This is a genomic window from Paracoccus sp. Ld10, assembly GCF_045064235.1.
In the GTDB taxonomy this organism is placed as follows: domain Bacteria; phylum Pseudomonadota; class Alphaproteobacteria; order Rhodobacterales; family Rhodobacteraceae; genus Paracoccus.
Genome location: NZ_JBISHD010000028.1, coordinates 12,452 through 32,293, shown reverse-complemented (window position 1 = coordinate 32,293; position 19,842 = coordinate 12,452). Strand labels below are relative to the sequence as shown.

Here is a 19,842-nt window from a genome sequence, read left to right as displayed (position 1 = left end):
CCTTCAGCCCCTTTTGTCCAGATTGGTCATGACCGTATAGAAGACCCAGGAAATCAGCAGGATCACCAGGAAATACATCAGCGAAAAGGCCGCCGCCGGACCCAGGTCGAACTGCCCCAGGGCCATCTTGACCAGGTCGATCGACAGGAAGGTGGTCGCGTTGCCCGGACCGCCCCCGGTGACCACGAAGGGTTCGGTATAGATCATGAAGCTGTCCATGAACCGCAGCAGGATCGCGATCATCAGGACGCCCGCCATCTTGGGCAGCTCGATATAGCGGAACACCTTCCAGCGGCTGGCCTGATCGATCCGTGCAGCCTGGTAATAGGCGTCGGGGATGGACTGCAGCCCGGCATAGGCCAGCAGTGCGACCAGTGACGTCCAATGCCAAACGTCCATCACGATGACAGTGGCCCAGGCATGGATAGGGTTCTGGGTATAGTTGTAGTCGATGCCCAAGGCGTCCAGCGTGTATCCCAGCAGGCCGATATCGACGCGCCCGAAGATCTGCCAGATGGTGCCCACCACGTTCCACGGGATCAGCAGCGGCAGCGACATCAGGACCAGAACGACGCTGGCCCAAAATCCGCGTTTGGGCATGTTCAGCGCGACAAAGATGCCAAGCGGAATCTCGATCGCGATGATGATGCCCGAGAACACCAGCTGGCGCCCAAGCGCGTTCCACATGCGTTCCGATTGCAGCAGGTCGGTGAACCAGCCTGTGCCGTTCCAGAAGAACACGTTGTTCCCGAACGTGTCCTGGAACGCATAGTTGACCACGGTCATCAGCGGGATCACCGCCGAGAACGCGACCAGCACCAGCACCGGCAGGACCAGAAACCAGGCCTTGTGATTAACGGTCTTTTCCATGGTTCCCCCCTTATGCCGCAGCCACGCGCCAGTCGTCGGCATAGACGTTGATGCGGCCCGGATCGAACACCGCGCGGGTCATGTCCGCGGTTATGGCCTGATCCTCGGGCGCGATGATGTTCAGGTCGTGACCCATCAGGTCGGCCCGGATGATGCGGTGGCGGCCCACGTCCTCGATCCGGCGGATGGTCACAGGCAGGCCCTGATCCGTGGACAGGCGGACATGCTCGGGGCGGATGCCCAACTGCACCTTGCCCGACAGCGCGCCATAGGATCCCGCCAGCGCGGTCGTGCCGCCCGGCACCTGCGCCTGCGTCCCTGCGACCGTCGCCGGCAGCAGGTTCATGCCCGGCGATCCGATGAAATAGCCCACGAACGTATGTTCGGGCCGGTCGAACAGTTCGTCCGGGGTGCCGATCTGGACCACGCGGCCATCATACATGACGACCACCTTGTCGGCGAATGTCAGCGCCTCGGTCTGGTCATGCGTCACATAGATCATCGTATGGCCGAAATCGTGGTGCAGCTTTTTCAACTGGGTGCGCAGTTCCCATTTCATGTGCGGGTCGATCACCGTCAGCGGTTCGTCGAACAGCAGCGCGTTCACGTCCTTGCGGACCATGCCGCGGCCCAGGCTGATCTTTTGTTTCGCATCCGCCGTCAGGCCGCGGGCCTTGCTGTCCAGCATGTGCTCCATCCCGATCATCGCGGCGATCTCGGCCACGCGTTCGGCGACATAGGCCTCGGGGCGGCCCCGGTTGCGCAGCGGAAAGGCCAGATTGTCGCGCACGGTCATGGTGTCGTAGACGACCGGAAACTGGAACACCTGCGCGATGTTGCGTTCCGCGGTGGGCGCGCGGGTCACGTCGACCCCGTCGAACAGGATGCGCCCCTGGCTGGGGATCAGCAGTCCCGAGATGATGTTCAGCAGCGTCGATTTTCCACAACCGCTGGACCCCAGCAGCGCATAGGCCGCCCCGTCCTGCCAGTCGTGGTTCAGTTCCTTGAGCGCGTAATCCTCCGGGCCCTTGGGGTGGGCGGAATAAGAATGGGCGAGGTTCTCCAGCGTGATCTTGGCCATGACCCCTCCTCAGGCGGCGCGTGCATAGGCGGCGGGGGTGACCATGCGGCCATCCTCGGCAAAGACATAGACGTGGCGCGGGTCCAGCCAGACCGGCAGCACCTGTCCCAAAGGCAGGTCGTGGACGCCATGGATCAGCCCGACCCACCGCTGTCCGTGATGGTCCAGATGAACAAAGGTTTCCGACCCGGTCAGCTCGGTCACGACCAGCTGCGCATCGAACTGCACCGCATCGGCCGCATGGCGCTGCAGGTGCAGGTGGTTGGGCCGGAACCCCGCCAGATAGCGCCCGTCGGGCAATGCAGGCATGCCCGCAACCGTGGCCTGCCCGCCCGCCACCTGGAACGGCAGAAAGTTCATCGGAGGATCGCTGAACACCCGCGCCGTGGTCGCATCGACCGGGCGGCGATAAACCGACGGCGTCGGCCCGAACTGCGTGACCCGGCCCTCCCACAGAGTCGCAGTGTTGCCACCCAACAGCAGCGCCTCTTCGGGTTCGGTGGTGGCATAGACAAAGATCGCGCCCGATTCCTCAAAGATGCGGGGGATCTCGACGCGCAATTCCTCGCGCAGCTTATAGTCCAGGTTCGCCAGCGGCTCGTCCAGCAGGACCAGACCCGCGTTCTTAACCAGAGCCCGCGCAAGGGCGCAGCGCTGCTGCTGTCCGCCGGACAGTTCCAGCGGCTTGCGGTCCAGCATGGGCGTCAGGCGCATCATCGCGGCGGTTTCCCGGACGCGGCGGTCGATCTCGGCCCGGTCCACGCCCATCAGGCGCAGGGGCGAGGCGATGTTGTCGAACACCGTCATCGCCGGATAGTTGACGAACTGCTGATAGACCATCGCGACCTTGCGGTCCTGGACGCGCATGCCCGTGACGTCGCGGCCCTCCCACAGGACGCGGCCCCGCGCCGGGCGGTCCAGCCCCGCCATCAGCCGCATCAACGAGGTCTTGCCCGACAGCGTCGGCCCCAGCAGCACGTTCATCGTGCCGCGTTCCAGCACCAGATCGGTGGGATGGACATGCACCTGCCCGTCGACCACCTTTGTCACACCCTGCAATTCTAACGTCATGTCCCCTCCCAAGGCCCTCCGACGGTCCGCGCTATCCGGCGGCGGCCCTCTGTGCCCACCGGGCCTTTATCCATTCGTCCAGGACCTGCACCTGATCGGCGCTCAGCCGCAGCCCCAGCTTGGTCCGCCGCCAGACCACATCGGCCGCGCGGCGGGCATATTCGTGATCCATCAGCCAGACGACCTCTGCCTCGGTCAGGGTGGCGCCGAAATCGACGCCCAGATCAGCGGCCTGACGCGCGCCCGACAAAATTGTCGCGGCCTCGGTCCCATAGGCGCGCACCAGACGGCGCGCCCAGGCTTCGGTCAGGAACGGATGGTCCGCCTGCAACCCCGCCACCAGCGTGGGCACGCCATCGACGGGGAAATCCCCCCCGGGCAGCGCCACGCCCCGCGTCCAGTCACCGGGCAGGTCCGCAAAGAACGGCGCGATCTTGGCCAGCGCCGATTCCGCCAGCCGACGATAGGTGGTGATCTTGCCGCCGAACACGTTCAGCACCGGTGCGCCCCCGGTCTGGTCGACCTTCAGAGTATAGTCGCGGGTCGCTGCCGTGGCGCTTTGCGCGCCGTCGTCATACAGCGGCCGCACACCGGAATAGGACCAGACCACGTCGTCCGCGGCCAACTGGCGGCGGAAATACTGGTTGGCAAAGTTCAACAGGTAATCCCGCTCCTGCGGCGTGCATTCCGGTGTCACCGACGGGTCCTGATGGTCGGCATCGGTGGTGCCGATCAGCGTAAAGTCGTTCTCATAGGGAATGGCAAAGATGATCCGCCCGTCCGTGCCCTGAAAGAAATAGCACTTGTCATGATCGTACAGGCGCCGCGTCACGATATGGCTGCCGCGCACCAGCCTCACGCCTTCGGACGAATTCAGCCGGATCGTGCCCTGGATCAGGTCGCCGACCCACGGGCCGCCCGCGTTAATCAGCATCCGCGCCCGGTGGCGCATCGTCTGTCCCGTCGCCACATCCTGGGTGGTCACGATCCAGTGGTCGGGATGGCGGTCGGCGGACAGAACCTTGGTCCCGGTCATCACCGTTGCGCCGCGCGCCTCGGCGTCGCGGGCGTTCAGGACGACCAGCCGCGAATCCTCGACCCAGCAGTCGGAATATTCATAGGCGTGGTGAAAGCGTTCCTGCAGCGGCGCCCCTTCGGGCGTGCCGTCCAGCGACAGCGTCCGGGTGCCGGGCAGGATCTTGCGACCGCCAAGCGTGTCGTACATGAACAGCCCCAACCGGATCAGCCAGGCGGGGCGGCGGCCCTTCATCCAGGGCATCACCATGCCCAACAGCTTGGACGTCGGCGTGTCCGATTCGAACCGCATGTCGGGGTGATAGGGCAGGACGAACCGCATCGGCCAGCTGATATGCGGCATCGCGCGCAACAGCACCTCGCGTTCGATCAGCGCCTCGCGGACCAGACGGAACTCGAAATATTCCAGATAGCGCAGACCGCCGTGAAACAGCTTGGTCGATGCGCTGGAGGTTGCCTGCGCCAGATCGCCCATCTCGGCCAGGGTGACGGACAGACCGCGTCCGACGGCGTCGCGGGCGATCCCGCACCCGTTGATGCCGCCCCCGATCACGAACAGATCGACCGTCTTGCCAGTATCCGTCACGCCCCGTCATCCTTTCGCCGCCTCCGTCTATCTCTGCCGCTGTTCGCATCAAAAAGAAAGACTTTTATTTTCGTTTTTTTTCATTTGTAATTTTCAATTAATATACAGATGGTTACCGTGTTTGCGTCATGCTTTATGCCCTATCTTCGGGCGAAAACCAGTCGTGTTGCCGCGTTTATCGTGCCGGACAGCTGCACGATCTGCACAAACCGCAACAAAGCGAACATCTTGCCTGTTCGGCCCGGGCGTGCAAGATCGGCAAAACCGCAAGGGGTGTCCCATGTCGCAAAGCTTTCGTCAGCCTGAGATTCTGGAGATCGCCCGCCGTGACGGCAAGGTCACGGTCGAGGGGTTGGCCAGCCATTTCAATGTGACGCTGCAGACGATCCGGCGTGACCTGACCGACCTGGCCGAGGCGGGTCGGCTGGAACGCGTGCATGGCGGCGCCATCCTGCCATCCAGCGTCGCCAACATCGGCTATGAGGAACGCCGCGCCCTGCATCACGACGCCAAAACCGCCATCGCCCGTGCCTGCGCGGCCGAGGTGCCCGAAAAGATCAGCCTGTTCCTGAACATTGGCACCAGCACCGAGGCCGTGGCCCGCGAACTGCTGGGGCATCGCGACCTGCTGGTGGTGACGAACAACATGAACGTGGCCAACATCCTGGCGGCCAATACCGACTGCGACGTGATCGTTACCGGGGGCAGCCTGCGCCGCGCCGATGGCGGTTTGGTCGGCACATTGGCGGCCGAAACCATCCGCCAGTTCAAGTTCGACCTGGCCGTGATCGGCTGTTCGGCGCTGGACAGTGACGGCGACCTGCTGGATTTCGACATCCAGGAGGTCGGCGTCAGCCAGACCATCCTGCGCCAGTCGCGCAAGACCTTTCTGGTGGCGGACCATTCGAAACTGTCGCGCAGCGCCCCCGCCCGCATCGGGTCGCTGTCGCAGCTGGACGCGATCTTTACCGACCGCGCCCTGCCCGGCGATCTGGCGCGGGCATGCGAGGCGTGGCAGACCCGCGTGATGGTGCCCTAGGCGCAGCACCCATTGATTTTAGCGGCGTAGCGTGGATCACGGCTCAAGAACCGAGCGTTGCATGTCGGATCTTTACTGGCTGACAGACGCGCAGATGACGCGTCTTGAGCCCTGTTTCCCGAAGTCCCACGGCAAACCTCGCGTTGATCATCGGCGCGTGCCGAGCGGGATTATCCTTATCAATCGCAATGGCTTACGGTGGCGGGACGTACCGCGCGAATATGGTCCGCACAAGACACTCTACAACCGTCGGAAGCGGTGGAGCGACAAGGGGGTCTTTGCGCAGATGATGGCCGGGCTGGCAGCCGAGCACGGTGAGAAGCAGACGGTCATGATCGATGCGACTTACCTCAAGGCACATCGCACGGCGTCCGGTTTGGGCGCGAAAACGGGGGGCGTGGTCGTCTGATCGGTCGAATCAAGGGCGGCATGAACGCCAGGCTGGATGCCATCCGCGACAGCAAGGGCCGCCCGATCGACGTCTTCGTCCCTGCCGGTCAGGTGAGCGATTACATTAGCGCCCGGGCTCTCCTGAGCAACCTGCCGGACGTCGATCAGTTACTTGGAGACCGGGGGTACGATGCCGATTGGTTCAGAGACGCATTGCTGGACAAGGGGATACGCGCCTGCATTCCCGGCCGGAAGCAACGTAGGATGCCCGTCCGCAACGATAAGCGGCGATACAAAAGACGCAATTGCATTGAGATCATGTTTGGCAGGCTCAAGGACCGGCGGCGCGTCGCAACACGGTATGACAGATGCCCAAAGGTCTTCTGCTCGGCCATCGCACTCGCCGCGCTCGTCATCTCCTAGCTGTGAAACTCAATGCGGCTAGAGCCTAGAGCCCAACGCTACAGGGACGCCAGCAGGGCGGCAGTGTCAGGCATGCGCGACAGGCTGGCCGCGATGCGGTCGCGCCAGCGCGGGCCACGGGACAGCGCGTCCTCATGCGCCTCGGCCAGATCGTCGGGGCGGTCGCGGGCCAGTATGGTGATCAGGAACGCCGCCTGTGCGCGATCCTTGGCCGATTTCAGTCGGTCGTCGGCACGCCTGCGGTCGGCCACGATCAGCTTGTGGATGGCGAACCGCTCCGGGCGGGGCACCTGTACCAGCACGCCGCTGCGATAAGGAATGGCCGCGGGGATCGGGTCCGCGATCAGATAGTTCAGGTGGTGCAACGCCTGCGCCTGTACCCCAAGTGCGGGCAGATCGCGCAGCCCTTCGTCGCCGAATGCGGGGGTCAGGAACTCGACCAGCGCATTGCCCTGCGTCTGGCGCCAGCGCCAGGCGCGGCCTGGTTCCAGACTGGGCGCCGGGGCGAAATCGAAATCGGCCAGCACCTGCGTGACCGGCGGCGCCGCCGCATCCTCCAGCGCCAGGGACAGACGCTCAAAGCTGGCGATGTCCAGATCATCGGTCTGCGCGGTCTGTTCCAGCGACAGCGACAGGTTCAGTTCTCCCTCGTACAGGCGAAAGGCATGGGTGCCGACGACCGTGCCGCCAAGGCGAAATACCCCCGCCCCGGACAGCGCCGCCATCAGGCTGCCACTGGTCGGGTCAAGGCCCAGGAACCCCTCGGCCCGCAACAGGCGCACCAGCCGGGCACGGCTGCGGCGGCGCTGTTCAGCCGGCACCCGATCGTCACGCGCCGCCTGCATGCGCCCGGCCATGTCGGGACCATCCTCGCCCAGATAGCGCTTGCGAACCTGGGTGCCGATGCGAAAGCTGTCGTACCAGTAGCCCCGCCCGTTACGTTCGACCAAGGTGGGCGTGCCACGCAGGTCCCGCAGGCCCTCGTCGCGCAGCGACCGCAACAGATCATGGTAAGCCGCGTGGGCCAAGGCAGAATGAGATCGGGTCATCATGCTCAACAGTTGGGACATCTGTTGAATACAGTCATGTTCAACAGTCGGCAAGTTTGTTGAACATTTTACCGACGGATCACGGCAACGATGCTGAATGCACGCGACCGATCCAATGCGCCTGCGGTCTTGTTCCGACCCGGTCACCCCAGCCAAGGCACGGGGCCGGTTACCACCCGGTCACGTCGCCCGGTGACATCGCGCCCCTGTCGCAAAAGATGGGCGGCGGCGCCCGAATTCTGAACGCCGCCGCCCTGTTTTCACATTATGCCAGACGCTCAGCGCGCCGCGCGACGCCGCGCTGCTGGTCCTGCAACGGAGGGGGGCACATGGCCCTCCTCTTCGGCGCGTTCTGCGGAATCGGCCGCCGATTTCGCCGCGTCGGACTGTGTCGCACCGGCCTCGATTTCGGCGGCGGCACGGGCCCAGTGATCGGCCTCCTGGCCCTCCTGGCAGCCTTCGCTCTCCCAGATCTGATGGGCGCGGGCGCGGATCAGTTCGTCTTTGTCCATATCGGTCATCATTTCCTCCAGTGATAAGACATAGGATTTGGGCGGCGCTTACGCACGCGTCAGGGCCACCACGCTTTGCCATCCCAGGGGCAGAACCCCCGAAACGGTATCCATGCAGGCGACGTCGTCACGCGCGGTATCAATGCGCAACGTCCAGTCACCTTCGGGCAGGGCGAACTCGCCGTCCTCGCCCGCGTTCACGATGATCAGGATCTGCGGCGCATCCGCAGGCTGCAGCATCAGCCCCAGAATGCGCAGTTCGCCGTCCGACCAGTCGCTGTCCACCATCGCATCGCCACGCGGGTGCAACCACTGGCCGACGGGCTGGCCGTCGGCTGCGGTAAAGTGGGTCTGCGCCAAGTCGCTTTCCCGACGGAATGCTGACAACGCGGCAACCGCATCGCAGATATCCGCACGTGCGCCGTCCCAGTCCAGCCAGCTGATGTCGTTGTCCTGGCAATAGGCATTGTTGTTCCCGTTCTGGGAATTTCCCATCTCGTCACCGGCCAGGATCATCGGCACCCCCTGCGACAAGAAGATGGTGGCCAGCATGCCCCGCACCCGGCGAACGCGGGCGGTATCGACACCCTCATCGTCGGTTGGACCCTCGATGCCCATGTTGTCCGACAGGTTGTGGTCGTGCCCGTCGCGGCCATCCTCGCCATTGGCGTCGTTGTGCTTGTCCGCATAGCTGACGGTGTCCCACAGGGTGAACCCGTCATGCGCCGCGACAAAGTTCACGGAACTGGTGGCGGGGCGGTGGCTGTGATCGAACTGCACCGGCGATCCGACCAGACGTTCCGCGATCACACCCAACTGGCCGGAATCACGGCGCCAGAAGGCGCGGGTATCGTCGCGGAACTTGTCGTTCCATTCGCGGAACGGCCAGCGGTATCCGCCGACCTGGTACCCGCCCTCGCCGATGTCCCATGGCTCTGCGATCAGCTTGATGCCGGACAGGACCGGGTCCTGGCGGATGGCGTTAAAGAACGATCCGTCACGCTCGAACCCTTCGGTCTCGCGGCCGAGCGTCGATGCCAGGTCGAACCGGAATCCGTCGACATGCATGACCTGCACCCAATAGCGCAGCGAATCCATGACCATGCGCAAGACCATCGGATGCGAGACGTTCAAGGTGTTGCCCGTGCCCGTGGTGTCAAAGCTGTGGCGCTTGTCCTCGGCCAACAGGTAATAGCTGGCGTTGTCGATCCCGCGGAACGACAGCGTCTGGCCCAGCTCGGACCCTTCGCAGGTGTGGTTGAAGACCACGTCCAGGATGACCTCGATCCCGGCCTTATGGAACTTGCGGATCGCCTCCTTGACCTCACGGATCTGGCCGGTCTTCAGATAGGGGGTATGGGGCGCAAAGAACGACAGGGTGGAATAGCCCCAATAGTTCGACAGGTTCTTTTCGACCAGATAACGGTCATTCGCGAATGCGTGGATCGGCAGCAGCTCGATCGCGGTGACGCCAAGCTTTTCAAGGTGATTGATCACAGGTTCGGTCGATAACCCGCGGAACGTGCCCTGCAGGTCCTCGGGGACGTCGGCGTGCCGTTTCGTCAGCCCTTTGACATGCGCCTCGTAAATGACCGTGTCCGCCCACGGCGTCCGCAATGCCCGTTCCGTGTCCCAGTCGAACCGGCTGTCCACGACCACGCCCTTGGGCATAAAGGGCGCACTGTCGCGTTCGTCAAACGACAGGTCGTCCTCGCCGATCGTATAACCGTGCAGCGCGTCGTCCCAGATGATCTCTCCGCACAGCTCGCGGGCATAGGGGTCCAGCAGCAGTTTGTTGGCGTTGAACCGGTGTCCGTTCTCGGGCTCGTAGGGGCCGTGGACGCGATAGCCATAGACCTGACCCGGCATGATGTCGGGCAGGTACCCGAACCAGATGCCCCCCTCCATGTCCGGCAGGGTGAGGCGATGCAGCTCTTCCTTGCCCTCATCGTCGAACAGGCACAGTTCGACCTTTGTGGCGTGGTCTGAATACAATGCGAAATTGGTCCCGTCGCCCAGAAATTCGGCGCCCAGGATGTCGGAACGGCCCTGGGTGGCATCAAAGATGGGCGGGGTGGTCAGATCACGCATGAAGTCCTCGGCGGTTGGAAGGGGGCGGGGTGACAGAGCGACGGATATGCGCGTGCGCGGCACGGCGGTCCAGCATCGCCTGGGTAATCAGCACCGTACCCGAGGGTGTGCGGGTAAACCAGCGCGCATCCTCGGCCGCGTTCTCTCCGGTGGTCAGGCCGGGTGGGACATGCGTGCCGGGCGCGACCAGCGTGCAGGTCAGGCGCGCGCTGTCGGGAACGATCGCGCCGGGCATGGCAATACTGCCACGCCCCAGATACCAGTCCGAGGCAGGGCTGGCAAAGGGCAGGCGCGCGGGCTCTGCGGCCACGAAATCCAGTTGCGCGCGGCGCAGCGCATCCAGGGTTCCCACGTCGCGCCAATAGCCACGTCCCGACGGTCCGGCGGGCATCTGCCACACAGCGGCCACACCCTGGGCCACCGCGTCGGGGATCACGTCCTGACCGAAATCCATCGCCTCCACAGGACGATCGAACAGCGCTTCCTGCAGCCAGCGGCGATCAAAGACATAGATGCCCATCGACACCATTGCACGGTCGGGCTGGTCGATCATGCCCGGCGGATCGGCGGGCTTTTCCAGAAATGACAGGATCCGGCCCTGTGCATCGGCCTGCATGACGCCAAAACCGCGCGCCTCGGCCCGCGCGACCGTATCGACCGCCACGGTGACCGCCGCGCCCGATGCCCGATGCGCCGCCAGCAGATCGGCATAGTCCATGTCATAGACGTGATCCGCCGCCAGGATCAGCACCTGATCGCCGCCCATCGCCTGCAGCGCATCCCATGTCTGGCGTGCCGCATCTGCCGTGCCCATGAACCGGTCTTGTCCGTCCTGCAGAACAAGCCCAGACTGCGGGAAATGGCGCCCCCACCGGGTCGGCAGGTGATGGTGAAGGCTGTGCGGCGCATATTGGGTCGCGACCAGCATGCGGTGCAGACCGGACCGCACCGCATTGGCCATCGCGAAATCAATGATCCGGTTCGTGCCCGCAAAGGGGACTGCGGGCTTACTGTCGCGCGCTGTCAGCTGATGCAGGCGCGTTCCCTTGCCGCCAGCAAGCAGCAGAGTCGCGACCGGCAATTGGGCCGCAGGGGTGGGGTGGCGCAGCACGGCGGGCGTCTTGTCTGACATGGCGACATCTCTTGTGGACCAGGGTTTCATCCCGCCGCGCTGTCCCGGTGACACGGGACCGTCTGGCGCTTCACCTGTCGAACCGATCCGGCCCCCTGTTGTTCCCCCGCGCGTCAAATATCAATTCGTCTGCCCTGGATCGGTGCATCCGTCAGACGCACACGACAGCCGTCAACGCCACGCCAAGCCAGAACATCGGCAGCCCCATCGTCTGATGCCGCACCACCGGGCAGTTCAAACAGCGCCGTCAGCTGTCGCTTGGCCGTGCGACGGATCAGGCGCACACCGTCATCGTCGATCTCTACCTGCGTCTCGGCGTCATGGAACATCGCCGGTGCATCGCGGCGCAACGCCAGCAACTGCTTGGTCCAGTGTGTCTTGACCGCGCTGATATCGACACCATGCGAACCCTTGGCCAATGCCGCCCAGGGGACGGGGCGTCGATTGTCCGGGTCGGTCAGCGCCAGGAACAGACCCTGTGTGCCCTGATAGATATCCGGAAAGCCCGGCATGACGGTCTTGAACAACAGCTGTGCCAGCATCAGGGCCTGCCCCCGGTCCAGCAGGCGGGTCAGGGCCGGGGGGGCGTCGGTGTCCCATTGCGCCAGCAGCGCGCGACCCAGACCAGAGATGCGGCCCTCGACCGCCTCATCGGGGTTGGTCCAGAAACTGTCCTGCTTGGCCTCGCGCAGGGCCTTTTCGACATGGGGGATCAGGCGGTCGGCCGCATCCTCGGCCCCGTGCATGGCCAGCGCGGTCTGGACCATGTACCACCGCCAGCGCGGGTCCACGCCCTGCGCCTCCGGCAATGCCGCCGCGGCCTGATCAAGCGCCGCCAGATCCTGTGGCAGGTGGCTGGCCGCGATCAGGCGGGCGCGCGCATCCTCGGACCGCTTGCTGTCATGAGACGACGTCAGCACCATGTCCCCCACGCGCCGCTGTGCCATCGCATGCGTTGCCTCCTGTCCGGTGATCGTTGCCTCGTCCGGTTCAGCGCCGACCTCGTTCGCGGGCAGATAGCGGGTCCAGCGAAAGCCAGCAGTATCCTCCTGCGCCTTGGCCAGCAACGCGCCTGACACCTGCTGCAGGCGCGTGACGAACGCCTGTTGCGCGGGTGTCGTCGGATCGGCCCAGACCTTGGCCAACTGTCGCAATACGTCGTCACTGCGCAGCCCCTGCGCGGCCGTGTCGGCCACCTGCCCGATCAGCGCACGGTCATCCGGACCAGCACCGCGTGCAGTGACATAGGTGCGGTAACGCGGCGTCGCGATCAGCAGGGCGGTCACCGCCTCGCGCAGCGTCTCGGGGCCCGGCTCGACCTGTGGCAGCGATTCAAGTGCGTGGGCGGCCATGCGCGCCAGCTGCATCCGCTCCGTCGCCAGTTCGTTGTCCAGGATCTCATGCTTGGCTTGGGTCAGCGTGTCGGCAAACGACGGCGTCGGCCCGACGGCATCGTGCCACGCGGTGTCCAGACGCTCCAGCCCCGTGGCGGGGGTCAGCATGCGGGTGATCAGGCGACCGGCCTCGTATCCGGTGGTGCCTTCGGTGGACCACCCCGCCGGCAGGGGCTCGTCACCGGTCAGGATCTTTTCGATCCAGATCGGCGTATCGGGCAGCGCCTTGGCCAGTCGGTCCATATAGCCGGCCGGATCGGCCAGCCCGTCAACGTGATCGACCCGCAGGCCCTGGACCTGCCCGCTGCGCACCAGATCAAAGATCAGCGCATGGGTGTCGTCGAACACGCCCTGATCCTCGACCCGCATGCCGATCAGGTCGGTGACGTTGAAAAACCGCCTATGCGTGATGCCGTCGCGTTCCAGCGGCCAATGCACCAGCCGCCAATGCTGTGCCTCGTGCAGGGCGCGCAGATCGTCGGTCGCGTTCGTCCCCGGTGCCAGCGGCAGGGCCAGATCACCGAACAGCCACTGTCCGTCGCGGACGCGGAACGCGCCCTCGGTCAGCATCTGTTCGAACGGGTCGGGCAGCCAAGGCAGGACCAGCGGCCCCGCGTGCCAGTCGATATCGAAATGCCGCGCGCGCGGGCTGGATCTGCCATGCATTAGCACATCCGCCAGCCACGGGTTCTGGACCGAAAAGGCCGTATGGTTCGGCACGATGTCCAGGATGATCCCCAGACTGCGCGCATGCGCCTGCGCGGCAAGTTCGGCGAACCCCTCCGCCCCGCCCAGGGTGTCGTCGATCCGCGTCGGGTCGGTGATGTCATATCCGTGCGTCGACCCACGCGTCGCGGCAAAGATCGGCGACAGGTACAGGTGCGACACGCCCAGATCGGCGATCTGGTCCAGACGCGCGGTCAGGGCCGCGAAATCAACCCCCTCGCGCAGCTGAATGCGGCAGGTGGCGGTCGGGATGCGCGGGATCATGACAGGGCTTTCACGGTCAGGGAAAACAGGTCGCCGGGTTGTCCCACGGACAGGTCGGCATCGGGCAAAGGTGTCGGGTCGGGCTGCCCCAGGGCGATGGACAGCGCCAGCCCCCCGGCGGGGAACTGCCACAGGGCGCGGATCAGGCCCGGCCCTTCGCGCGTGACGCTGGCCTGGGGCTGACCGCTGTCCAGCAGCGGCACGACATGGGCGGCACGGAACGCCAAAGCGCGGCGGGTCAGGTCCATCCAGCCGCACGCGTCGGCATCCTCGCGCCAGCCGAGGCGCGACCGTGCCATCGTCGCAGGGTCGATCGGGTCGGGCACGCTGTCGCCCATGCTGGCGATGCCCGGAAATTCGCTGGCCCGACCCTTGCGCACCGCCTCGCCCAGCTCTCCGCCGTAATCGGCAAAGAACTGGAACGGCGCGGTCTCTCCGCGCTCTTCGCCCATAAAGACCATCGGCACATAGGGCGCGACCAGCAGCAGCGCATAGGCGACGCGCACCGCCTCGGGCTTGGCCAAGGTCAGCAGGCGTTCACCCAAGGCGCGATTGCCGATCTGGTCGTGGGTCTGGATCGCATTGACAAAGGCGGTCGGCGGCAGATGGCCACAGGGCGCGCCGCGCGGGTGGTCCAGGCCCTGGCGGGGCTGACCCTCCTCGATATGGCCGCGCGACAGGGCCAGCGTCAGGTCGGCGATCGGGTCGACGGCAAAGCTGGCATAATAGCTGTCGGACTCCCCCGTCAGCGCGACATGGACGGCATGGTGGAAATCGTCGTTCCAGCTGGCGTCGTACCCCACCTCGCGCAGGTCGGGGATGTTGCGCTCATCCTCGGTGATCAGGTGGCGGCGGGGGGTCAGCGTGGCGACCTCTGTGGCCAGATCCTGCATGAACGCGGCCGATCCCGGCCCGGTGATCTGATGCACCGCGTCCAGCCGCAGACCGTCGAACCCGTAATCACGCAGCCAGTGCATCACGCAGCCGATCCAGAAATCACAGACCTGCGGACGTGAAAAATCGATTGCTGCACCCCAGGGCGTGTTGCGGGTCGGGTCAAAGAAATCGGGCGCTGCATGGTGGATCCATGCGCCCTCGGGGCCGAAATGGTTCATGACCACGTCCAGTATTACCATCATCCCGCAATCATGCGCAGCCCGGATCAGGCGGCGCAGATCGCCGGGGCTGCCATAGGCCGGATGCGGCGCATAGGGCAGGACGCCGTCATAGCCCCAGCCCCGATCGCCCGGAAACTGTCCCACGGGCAACAGCTGGATCGCGGTGAACCCAAGCGCGGCCAGACCCGGCAGCCGCGCGGCGGCGGCGGCAAAGGTGCCTTCGGGGGTGAAACAGCCGACATGCAGCTGATAGATGACCGCGTGCGACCAGGGGCGCCCCTCCCAGGTCTGCGGCGCGGGGCTGTCCGTCACCACGGATGCGTCGTTCACGCCCCCCGCCTGCAACCGGCTGGCAGGGTCGGGCATGTCCTGTCCGTCGACGCGGAACAGATAACGGGTACCGGGTGCCGCGGTGTTGCGCACCTGCCATATGTCCAGATCGCCCTTGTGCATCGGTTGCCGATGTCCGTCGATCATGAGGTCGACCTGTTGGGCGCGCGGTGCCCACAGGCGGAACGTCAGGCCGTCATCATCCCGCAAGGGGCCCCAAAGGTTGCGCATCGTCCCGGTCCCTCTGACTGTGGCTGCGCAAATCAATGACCGGGATGCCAAGGCGTTCCCGCCTTATGATAAAAAGCAATCGCGTCACGCATCCTGCGGCGGCGGGACGGCCGTCTGCCCGATGAACAGGCGATGACCGTCATGGGTGACGGCCCAGACCCCGCGGTCGCCCATCTCGATCAGGATGCTGCGGTCTTCGGCGGCCGCCTCGAAGACCACGACAAGATTGCGCAGCATGTCCAACGTAAATTCGGCCTGCGCCTTGACGGCCAGCGGGCCCGGCCAGGCCCGGACGGTCGGACGTTTCATCGGAACCTCGAACAAGGATGACATTCACACCGTACAGTTTAGCACAGATGTCCGTCCTTGGCATAGTCCCGTGCCATCATCCCGCGTCGGGATCGATCCGGGCCAGCGGCGCGCCATGCGCCAGGGTCTGGCCCTCTGCCGCAAGACGCGTCAGACGACCCGCATGGGGGGCCTCGATGCTGGTCTCCATCTTCATCGCCTCGATCACGGCGATCACCTCTCCGGCCTCGACCTGCGCCCCGTCCGCCGCCTGCCACAGCGACAGCGTGCCCGCCACCGGCGCGCCGATGGTGCCCGGATCGGCCACGGCCTCCTGCGCATCCGTGGGCGACCCTGCTGCCGACACGCCCGCCCCCAGAATGCCTTGGGGCAACGCAAGGTCATGCCGCTTGCCGTCGATCTCGATCGACAGGCGCAGCATCGGCTGATCGGGGACGGACGTCACCCGGTCCGCGGGCTGGACCGCGGCGGCCAGACGGTCGGCGAAATCGGTCTCGATCCAGCGCGTGTGGACCGCGAAATCATCGGTGAACTCGGGCGCGTCCAGCACCGCGCGGTGGAACGGCAGGACCGACGCCACCCCCTCTATGCGAAATTCGCGCAGCGCGCGGCGGGCGCGGGCGATGGCGGTCGCGCGGTCGGGACCGGTCACGATCAGCTTGGCCATCATCGAATCGAACTGGCCCGCGACCTGTCCGCCCTGTTCGACGCCGCTGTCCAGCCGGATACCGATGCCGCCCGGCGCCGACCACAGTGTGATCGGCCCCGGCGTGGGCAGAAAGCCCCGACCCGGATCCTCGGCATTGATGCGGAACTCGATCGCGTGGCCCGTGGGCGCGGGCACGCTGTCATCGGTCAGCCGCGCGCCTTGCGCCACGCGGATCATCGCGCGGACGATGTCGATGCCGGTCGTCTCCTCGGTCACGGGGTGTTCGACCTGCAACCGGGTGTTCACCTCCAGAAAGCTGATCGTCCCGTTTGCCGACAACAGGAACTCGACCGTGCCCGCCCCGCTGTAACCCGCATGGGCGCAGATCGCGCGCGCACTGTCATGGATGCGCGCGCGCTGCTCGTCGGTCAGGAACGGCGCGGGCGCCTCCTCGACCAGCTTCTGGTTGCGGCGCTGTAACGAACAGTCGCGGGTGCCCAGCACCTTGACCGTGCCGTGACGGTCGGCCAGCACCTGCGCCTCGATATGGCGGGGCCGGTCCAAGAACTGCTCGACATAGCATTCGCCGCGGCCAAAGGCGGTGACGGCCTCGCGCGTGGCGGCGTCGAACAGCTCCTCGACCTCGGACAACTCGCGGGCGACGCGCATGCCGCGCCCGCCGCCGCCGAACGCCGCCTTGATGGCCAGCGGCAGGCCGTGGTCCCGCGCGAATGCCAGCGCCTCGGCGCCGCTGGCGATGGGACCGGGGCTGCCCGCGACCAGCGGCGCGCCGACGGCCTGCGCGATCTCGCGCGCGCGGATCTTGTCGCCAAGCGCGTCGATCACCTGCGGGTCCGGCCCGATCCAGATCATCCCCGCATCCTGCACCGCACGGGCGAAATCGGCGTTTTCCGACAGGAAACCGTAGCCGGGATGGATCGCATCGACCTGCGCGCGCGCGGCAATGGCCAGCACCTTGGCCGCGTCCAGATAAGTGTCGGCGGGGCGGTGCCCCTCCAGCGCCCAGGCCTGATCGGCGGCACGCACGAACGGCGCATCGCGGTCGGGATCGGCATAGATCGCCACCGATGCGATGCCCTCGTCCGCGCAGGCGCGGATGACGCGCAACGCGATCTCTCCGCGATTGGCGATCAGGATGCGGCGAATGGGGGTCAGGGGGGTGTCACGAAACATCGGTGGCCTCCGGGTCGATGAGGGCGAATGGGGCGGCGGGCGCGAACCGGATGCGGACCCCCGGCGGCAACTGCCCCGCCAGATCCAGCGCGGACGGGTCCAGCGTCGCGATGACCGGATAGCCGCCGGTCAACGGGTGGTCGGCCAGAAACAGCACCGGCTGGCCGGAATGGGGCACCTGGATGGCGCCGGTCGCGGTGCCCTCGCTTGGCAGTTCGCGGGCGTCGTCGCGGGTCAACGCATCGCCCGACAGGCGGATGCCCACGCGCGACGATTGCGGCGTCACGGTCCAGTCCTGCGCCAGAAACCGCGCCACGGTGGCCGCATCGAACCAGTCGGTGCGCGGTCCCATGGTCACGGGCAGGGTCACGACCGCGCCGGCCTGCGGCAGCTCGGGTCCGGGGCCGGAGTCGGTCACCGCCCCCGCCGGGCGGCCCGCGGGGGCCAACGCATCGCCCGCCGTCAGGGGCGCAGGGCCGATCTGCGCCAGCGTGTCGGTCGCACAGGACCCCAGCACCGGTGCCACGTCGAACCCGCCGCGCATCGCCAGATAGCTGCGCATACCGGACGCTGGCGGCTCGATCACGACTTCGTCGCCCGCGTCCAGCGCGAAGGCCCCGGACTGGACCAGACCGCCGACACGGGCGGTCGCCGCGCCGGTCAGGGCCAGCGTCATTGCCACCTCTGCCCGCAGTGCCACGGGGCCAAGCGTGATCTCCAGCGCGGCGACACCTGCCGGGTTGCCCACCGCCCGGTTCGCCCGGCGCAGCGCGGACAGGTCCAGCGCGCCGGACGCGCTGACCCCCTGCCCCGCCTGACCCATGCGGCCCGCATCCTGCACCAAAATCGGAAACGCGGTCCGGACCACCCGCAGACCGGTCACCGGCGCGGGTTCCGCAACCGCCACCGCATGCACCCGCGCGGACCCGGTCACGAACCGCGCCCGCACGCCGGGGCGCAACAGCGCCGGGATGTCGCGGGTCAGGTCGAACATCGGCACCTCGGTGCGGCCGAGCAGCTGCCAACCGCCGGGGCTGGCCTGCGGATAGATGCCACAGAACCGACCCGCCAGCGCGACCGACCCCGCCGGGATGCGGGTGCGCGGCGCGGACCTGCGCGGCAGGTCAAACCGCGCATCCGCACAGGTCATATAGGCGAAACCGGGCGCGAATCCGCAAAACGCCACCTGCCACGTCGCCTCACTGTGGGCGGCGATCACCTCGGCCTCGGTCAGGCCCATCAGGGCGGCGACCTCGGCCAGATCCTCGCCGTCATAGATCACGGGAATCTCGACCGTCTCGGCGTCGCGCGCCGCGGGCACGGTGCCGGGCGCAGGCTGGCGGGCCAGCACCGCACGGGCCAGCGCGGCGTCCGCCGCCACGCCCGGATCGGACGTGATCATCAGCGTGCGCGCCGCAGGCACGATCTCGGCCACGCCGGGGACGGGGTCCGCGGCCAGCGCGTCGAACAGCGCCAGCGTCGCGTCCAGATCGGCCAGTTCGACCAGAAAGGCGCGCGGCCCGATGGGCAGGACGCGGGTCATGCGCGCCACCGCGCATCGGCAATGGCGGCAGGGGTCACGCTCCGGCCCCCGCAAAGGGCGCGATGGTCACGCCCTGCGCAACCAACACCTCGCGCACCCGCGCGGCAATGGCCACCGCGCCGGGGCTGTCGCCATGCACGCAGATGCTGTCCGCCGCCAGCCGCAGGATGCTGCCGTCTTCGGCCTCCAGAACACCCTCGGTCGCCAGACGCAGCATGCGTGCCGCGATTAGGTCCGCGTCGTGCAGGACCGCGCCCGGATGCTTGCGCGACACCAGTGCACCATCCGCGGTATAGGCGCGGTCGGCAAAGGCCTCGGCCACCACGGACAGGCCCGCGGCACGCGCGCGGTCCAGCACGGGCGCGCCCGCCAGACCCATCAGCACCAGTGTCGGATCAACCGCCAGCACCCCCGCGATGACCGCATCGGCCTGACGCGCGTCATCCGCGATGGTGTTGTACAGCGCGCCATGCGGTTTCACATAGGTGACCCGCGTGCCCGCCGCCCGCGCCAGACCGGACAAAGCGCCGATCTGATAGATCACGTCGGCGGTCAGGTCGTCCGGGGCCACGTCCATGTTGCGCCGCCCGAACCCGACGCGGTCGGGATAGCTGACATGCGCCCCCACCGCCACGCCCCGCGCCGCCGCCTGTCGCAGCACCGTCAGCATCCCCGCCGGGTCGCCCGCGTGAAAGCCGCAGGCGATGTTGGCGGAACTGACGATGTTCAGCATCGCCGCGTCGTCGCCCATCGGCCAGGGGCCGTACCCCTCGCCCAGGTCGCTGTTCAGGTCGATTGGCATGGA

16 protein-coding genes are annotated in these 19,842 nt (G+C 66.5%); 2 read left to right on the top strand and 14 right to left on the bottom strand.

The features are described from left to right. Positions 1-3: 3 nt before the first annotated feature. From ACJJVR_RS10900 to glpD, 4 genes are read right to left on the bottom strand one after another with little or no spacing between them, the layout of a single operon-like run. Positions 4-870, bottom strand: coding sequence for a carbohydrate ABC transporter permease (locus ACJJVR_RS10900; RefSeq protein WP_405404503.1), 867 nt, complete (start codon positions 868-870; stop codon positions 4-6). A gap of 10 nt (positions 871-880) precedes the next feature. Next, complete coding sequence (locus tag ACJJVR_RS10895; protein WP_405404502.1) at positions 881-1,951, bottom strand: ABC transporter ATP-binding protein; 1,071 nt, start codon at positions 1,949-1,951, stop codon at positions 881-883. Positions 1,952-1,960: 9 nt separating this feature from the next. Continuing rightward, positions 1,961-3,022, bottom strand: coding sequence for an ABC transporter ATP-binding protein (locus tag ACJJVR_RS10890; protein ID WP_405404501.1), 1,062 nt, complete (start codon positions 3,020-3,022; stop codon positions 1,961-1,963). A gap of 31 nt (positions 3,023-3,053) precedes the next feature. Beyond that, positions 3,054-4,643 (bottom strand): glycerol-3-phosphate dehydrogenase, encoded by a 1,590-nt coding sequence (glpD, locus tag ACJJVR_RS10885; protein ID WP_405404499.1) that lies wholly within the window; start codon positions 4,641-4,643, stop codon positions 3,054-3,056. Positions 4,644-4,923: 280 nt separating this feature from the next. On the opposite strand from glpD, the gene ACJJVR_RS10880 reads away from it, so the two are divergent. Together ACJJVR_RS10880 and ACJJVR_RS10875 are read left to right on the top strand one after the other, a co-directional pair. Beyond that, positions 4,924-5,682: a DeoR/GlpR family DNA-binding transcription regulator gene (locus tag ACJJVR_RS10880; RefSeq protein WP_405404498.1), complete on the top strand. Its 759-nt coding sequence runs from the start codon at positions 4,924-4,926 to the stop codon at positions 5,680-5,682. A 61-nt stretch (positions 5,683-5,743) separates the two neighbouring features. Further along, positions 5,744-6,495 (top strand): IS5 family transposase gene (locus ACJJVR_RS10875; RefSeq protein ID WP_405404497.1). Its coding sequence is split into 2 segments (ribosomal slippage): positions 5,744-6,071 and positions 6,071-6,495, totalling 753 coding nucleotides; the frame shifts between segments, so codons are not numbered across the junction. Positions 6,496-6,533: 38 nt separating this feature from the next. Here the strand turns inward: ACJJVR_RS10875 and ACJJVR_RS10870 are convergent. The 10 genes from ACJJVR_RS10870 to ACJJVR_RS10825 all read right to left on the bottom strand — a co-directional run bounded on the left by ACJJVR_RS10870 (position 6,534) and on the right by ACJJVR_RS10825 (position 19,839). Then, entirely contained in the window at positions 6,534-7,565 is a 1,032-nt protein-coding gene (locus tag ACJJVR_RS10870; RefSeq protein ID WP_405404495.1) for a GSU2403 family nucleotidyltransferase fold protein, read from the bottom strand. Positions 7,566-7,822: 257 nt separating this feature from the next. Then, positions 7,823-8,056, bottom strand: coding sequence for a DUF2934 domain-containing protein (locus tag ACJJVR_RS10865; protein ID WP_405404494.1), 234 nt, complete (start codon positions 8,054-8,056; stop codon positions 7,823-7,825). A gap of 48 nt (positions 8,057-8,104) precedes the next feature. Continuing rightward, positions 8,105-10,147: a glycogen debranching protein GlgX gene (glgX, locus tag ACJJVR_RS10860; protein WP_405404493.1), complete on the bottom strand. Its 2,043-nt coding sequence runs from the start codon at positions 10,145-10,147 to the stop codon at positions 8,105-8,107. Beyond that, entirely contained in the window at positions 10,140-11,279 is a 1,140-nt protein-coding gene (locus tag ACJJVR_RS10855; RefSeq protein WP_405404491.1) for a sugar phosphate nucleotidyltransferase, read from the bottom strand. Before ACJJVR_RS10855 ends, glgX begins: the two co-directional genes overlap by 8 nt. A gap of 113 nt (positions 11,280-11,392) precedes the next feature. After that, positions 11,393-13,663, bottom strand: coding sequence for a malto-oligosyltrehalose synthase (treY, locus tag ACJJVR_RS10850; RefSeq protein ID WP_405404490.1), 2,271 nt, complete (start codon positions 13,661-13,663; stop codon positions 11,393-11,395). Further along, positions 13,660-15,342 carry a malto-oligosyltrehalose trehalohydrolase gene (gene treZ / locus ACJJVR_RS10845; RefSeq protein ID WP_405404488.1) on the bottom strand — a complete coding sequence of 561 codons (1,683 nt, stop codon included), beginning with the start codon at positions 15,340-15,342 and terminating at the stop codon, positions 13,660-13,662. The genes treY and treZ overlap by 4 nt, the downstream gene beginning before the upstream one ends. 84 nt (positions 15,343-15,426) lie before the next feature. Further along, positions 15,427-15,675, bottom strand: coding sequence for a hypothetical protein (locus ACJJVR_RS10840; protein ID WP_405404487.1), 249 nt, complete (start codon positions 15,673-15,675; stop codon positions 15,427-15,429). A 52-nt stretch (positions 15,676-15,727) separates the two neighbouring features. Further along, complete coding sequence (locus ACJJVR_RS10835) at positions 15,728-17,494, bottom strand: acetyl/propionyl/methylcrotonyl-CoA carboxylase subunit alpha (protein ID WP_405404485.1); 1,767 nt, start codon at positions 17,492-17,494, stop codon at positions 15,728-15,730. After that, on the bottom strand, positions 17,484-19,037 hold the full coding sequence (locus tag ACJJVR_RS10830) for a carboxyltransferase domain-containing protein (protein WP_405404483.1): 1,554 nt from the start codon (positions 19,035-19,037) through the stop codon (positions 17,484-17,486). Before ACJJVR_RS10830 ends, ACJJVR_RS10835 begins: the two co-directional genes overlap by 11 nt. Before the next feature lie 34 nt (positions 19,038-19,071). Beyond that, a complete protein-coding gene (locus ACJJVR_RS10825; RefSeq protein ID WP_405404481.1) occupies positions 19,072-19,839 on the bottom strand; it encodes a LamB/YcsF family protein in 768 nt (255 codons plus the stop codon). Positions 19,840-19,842 lie beyond the last annotated feature (3 nt).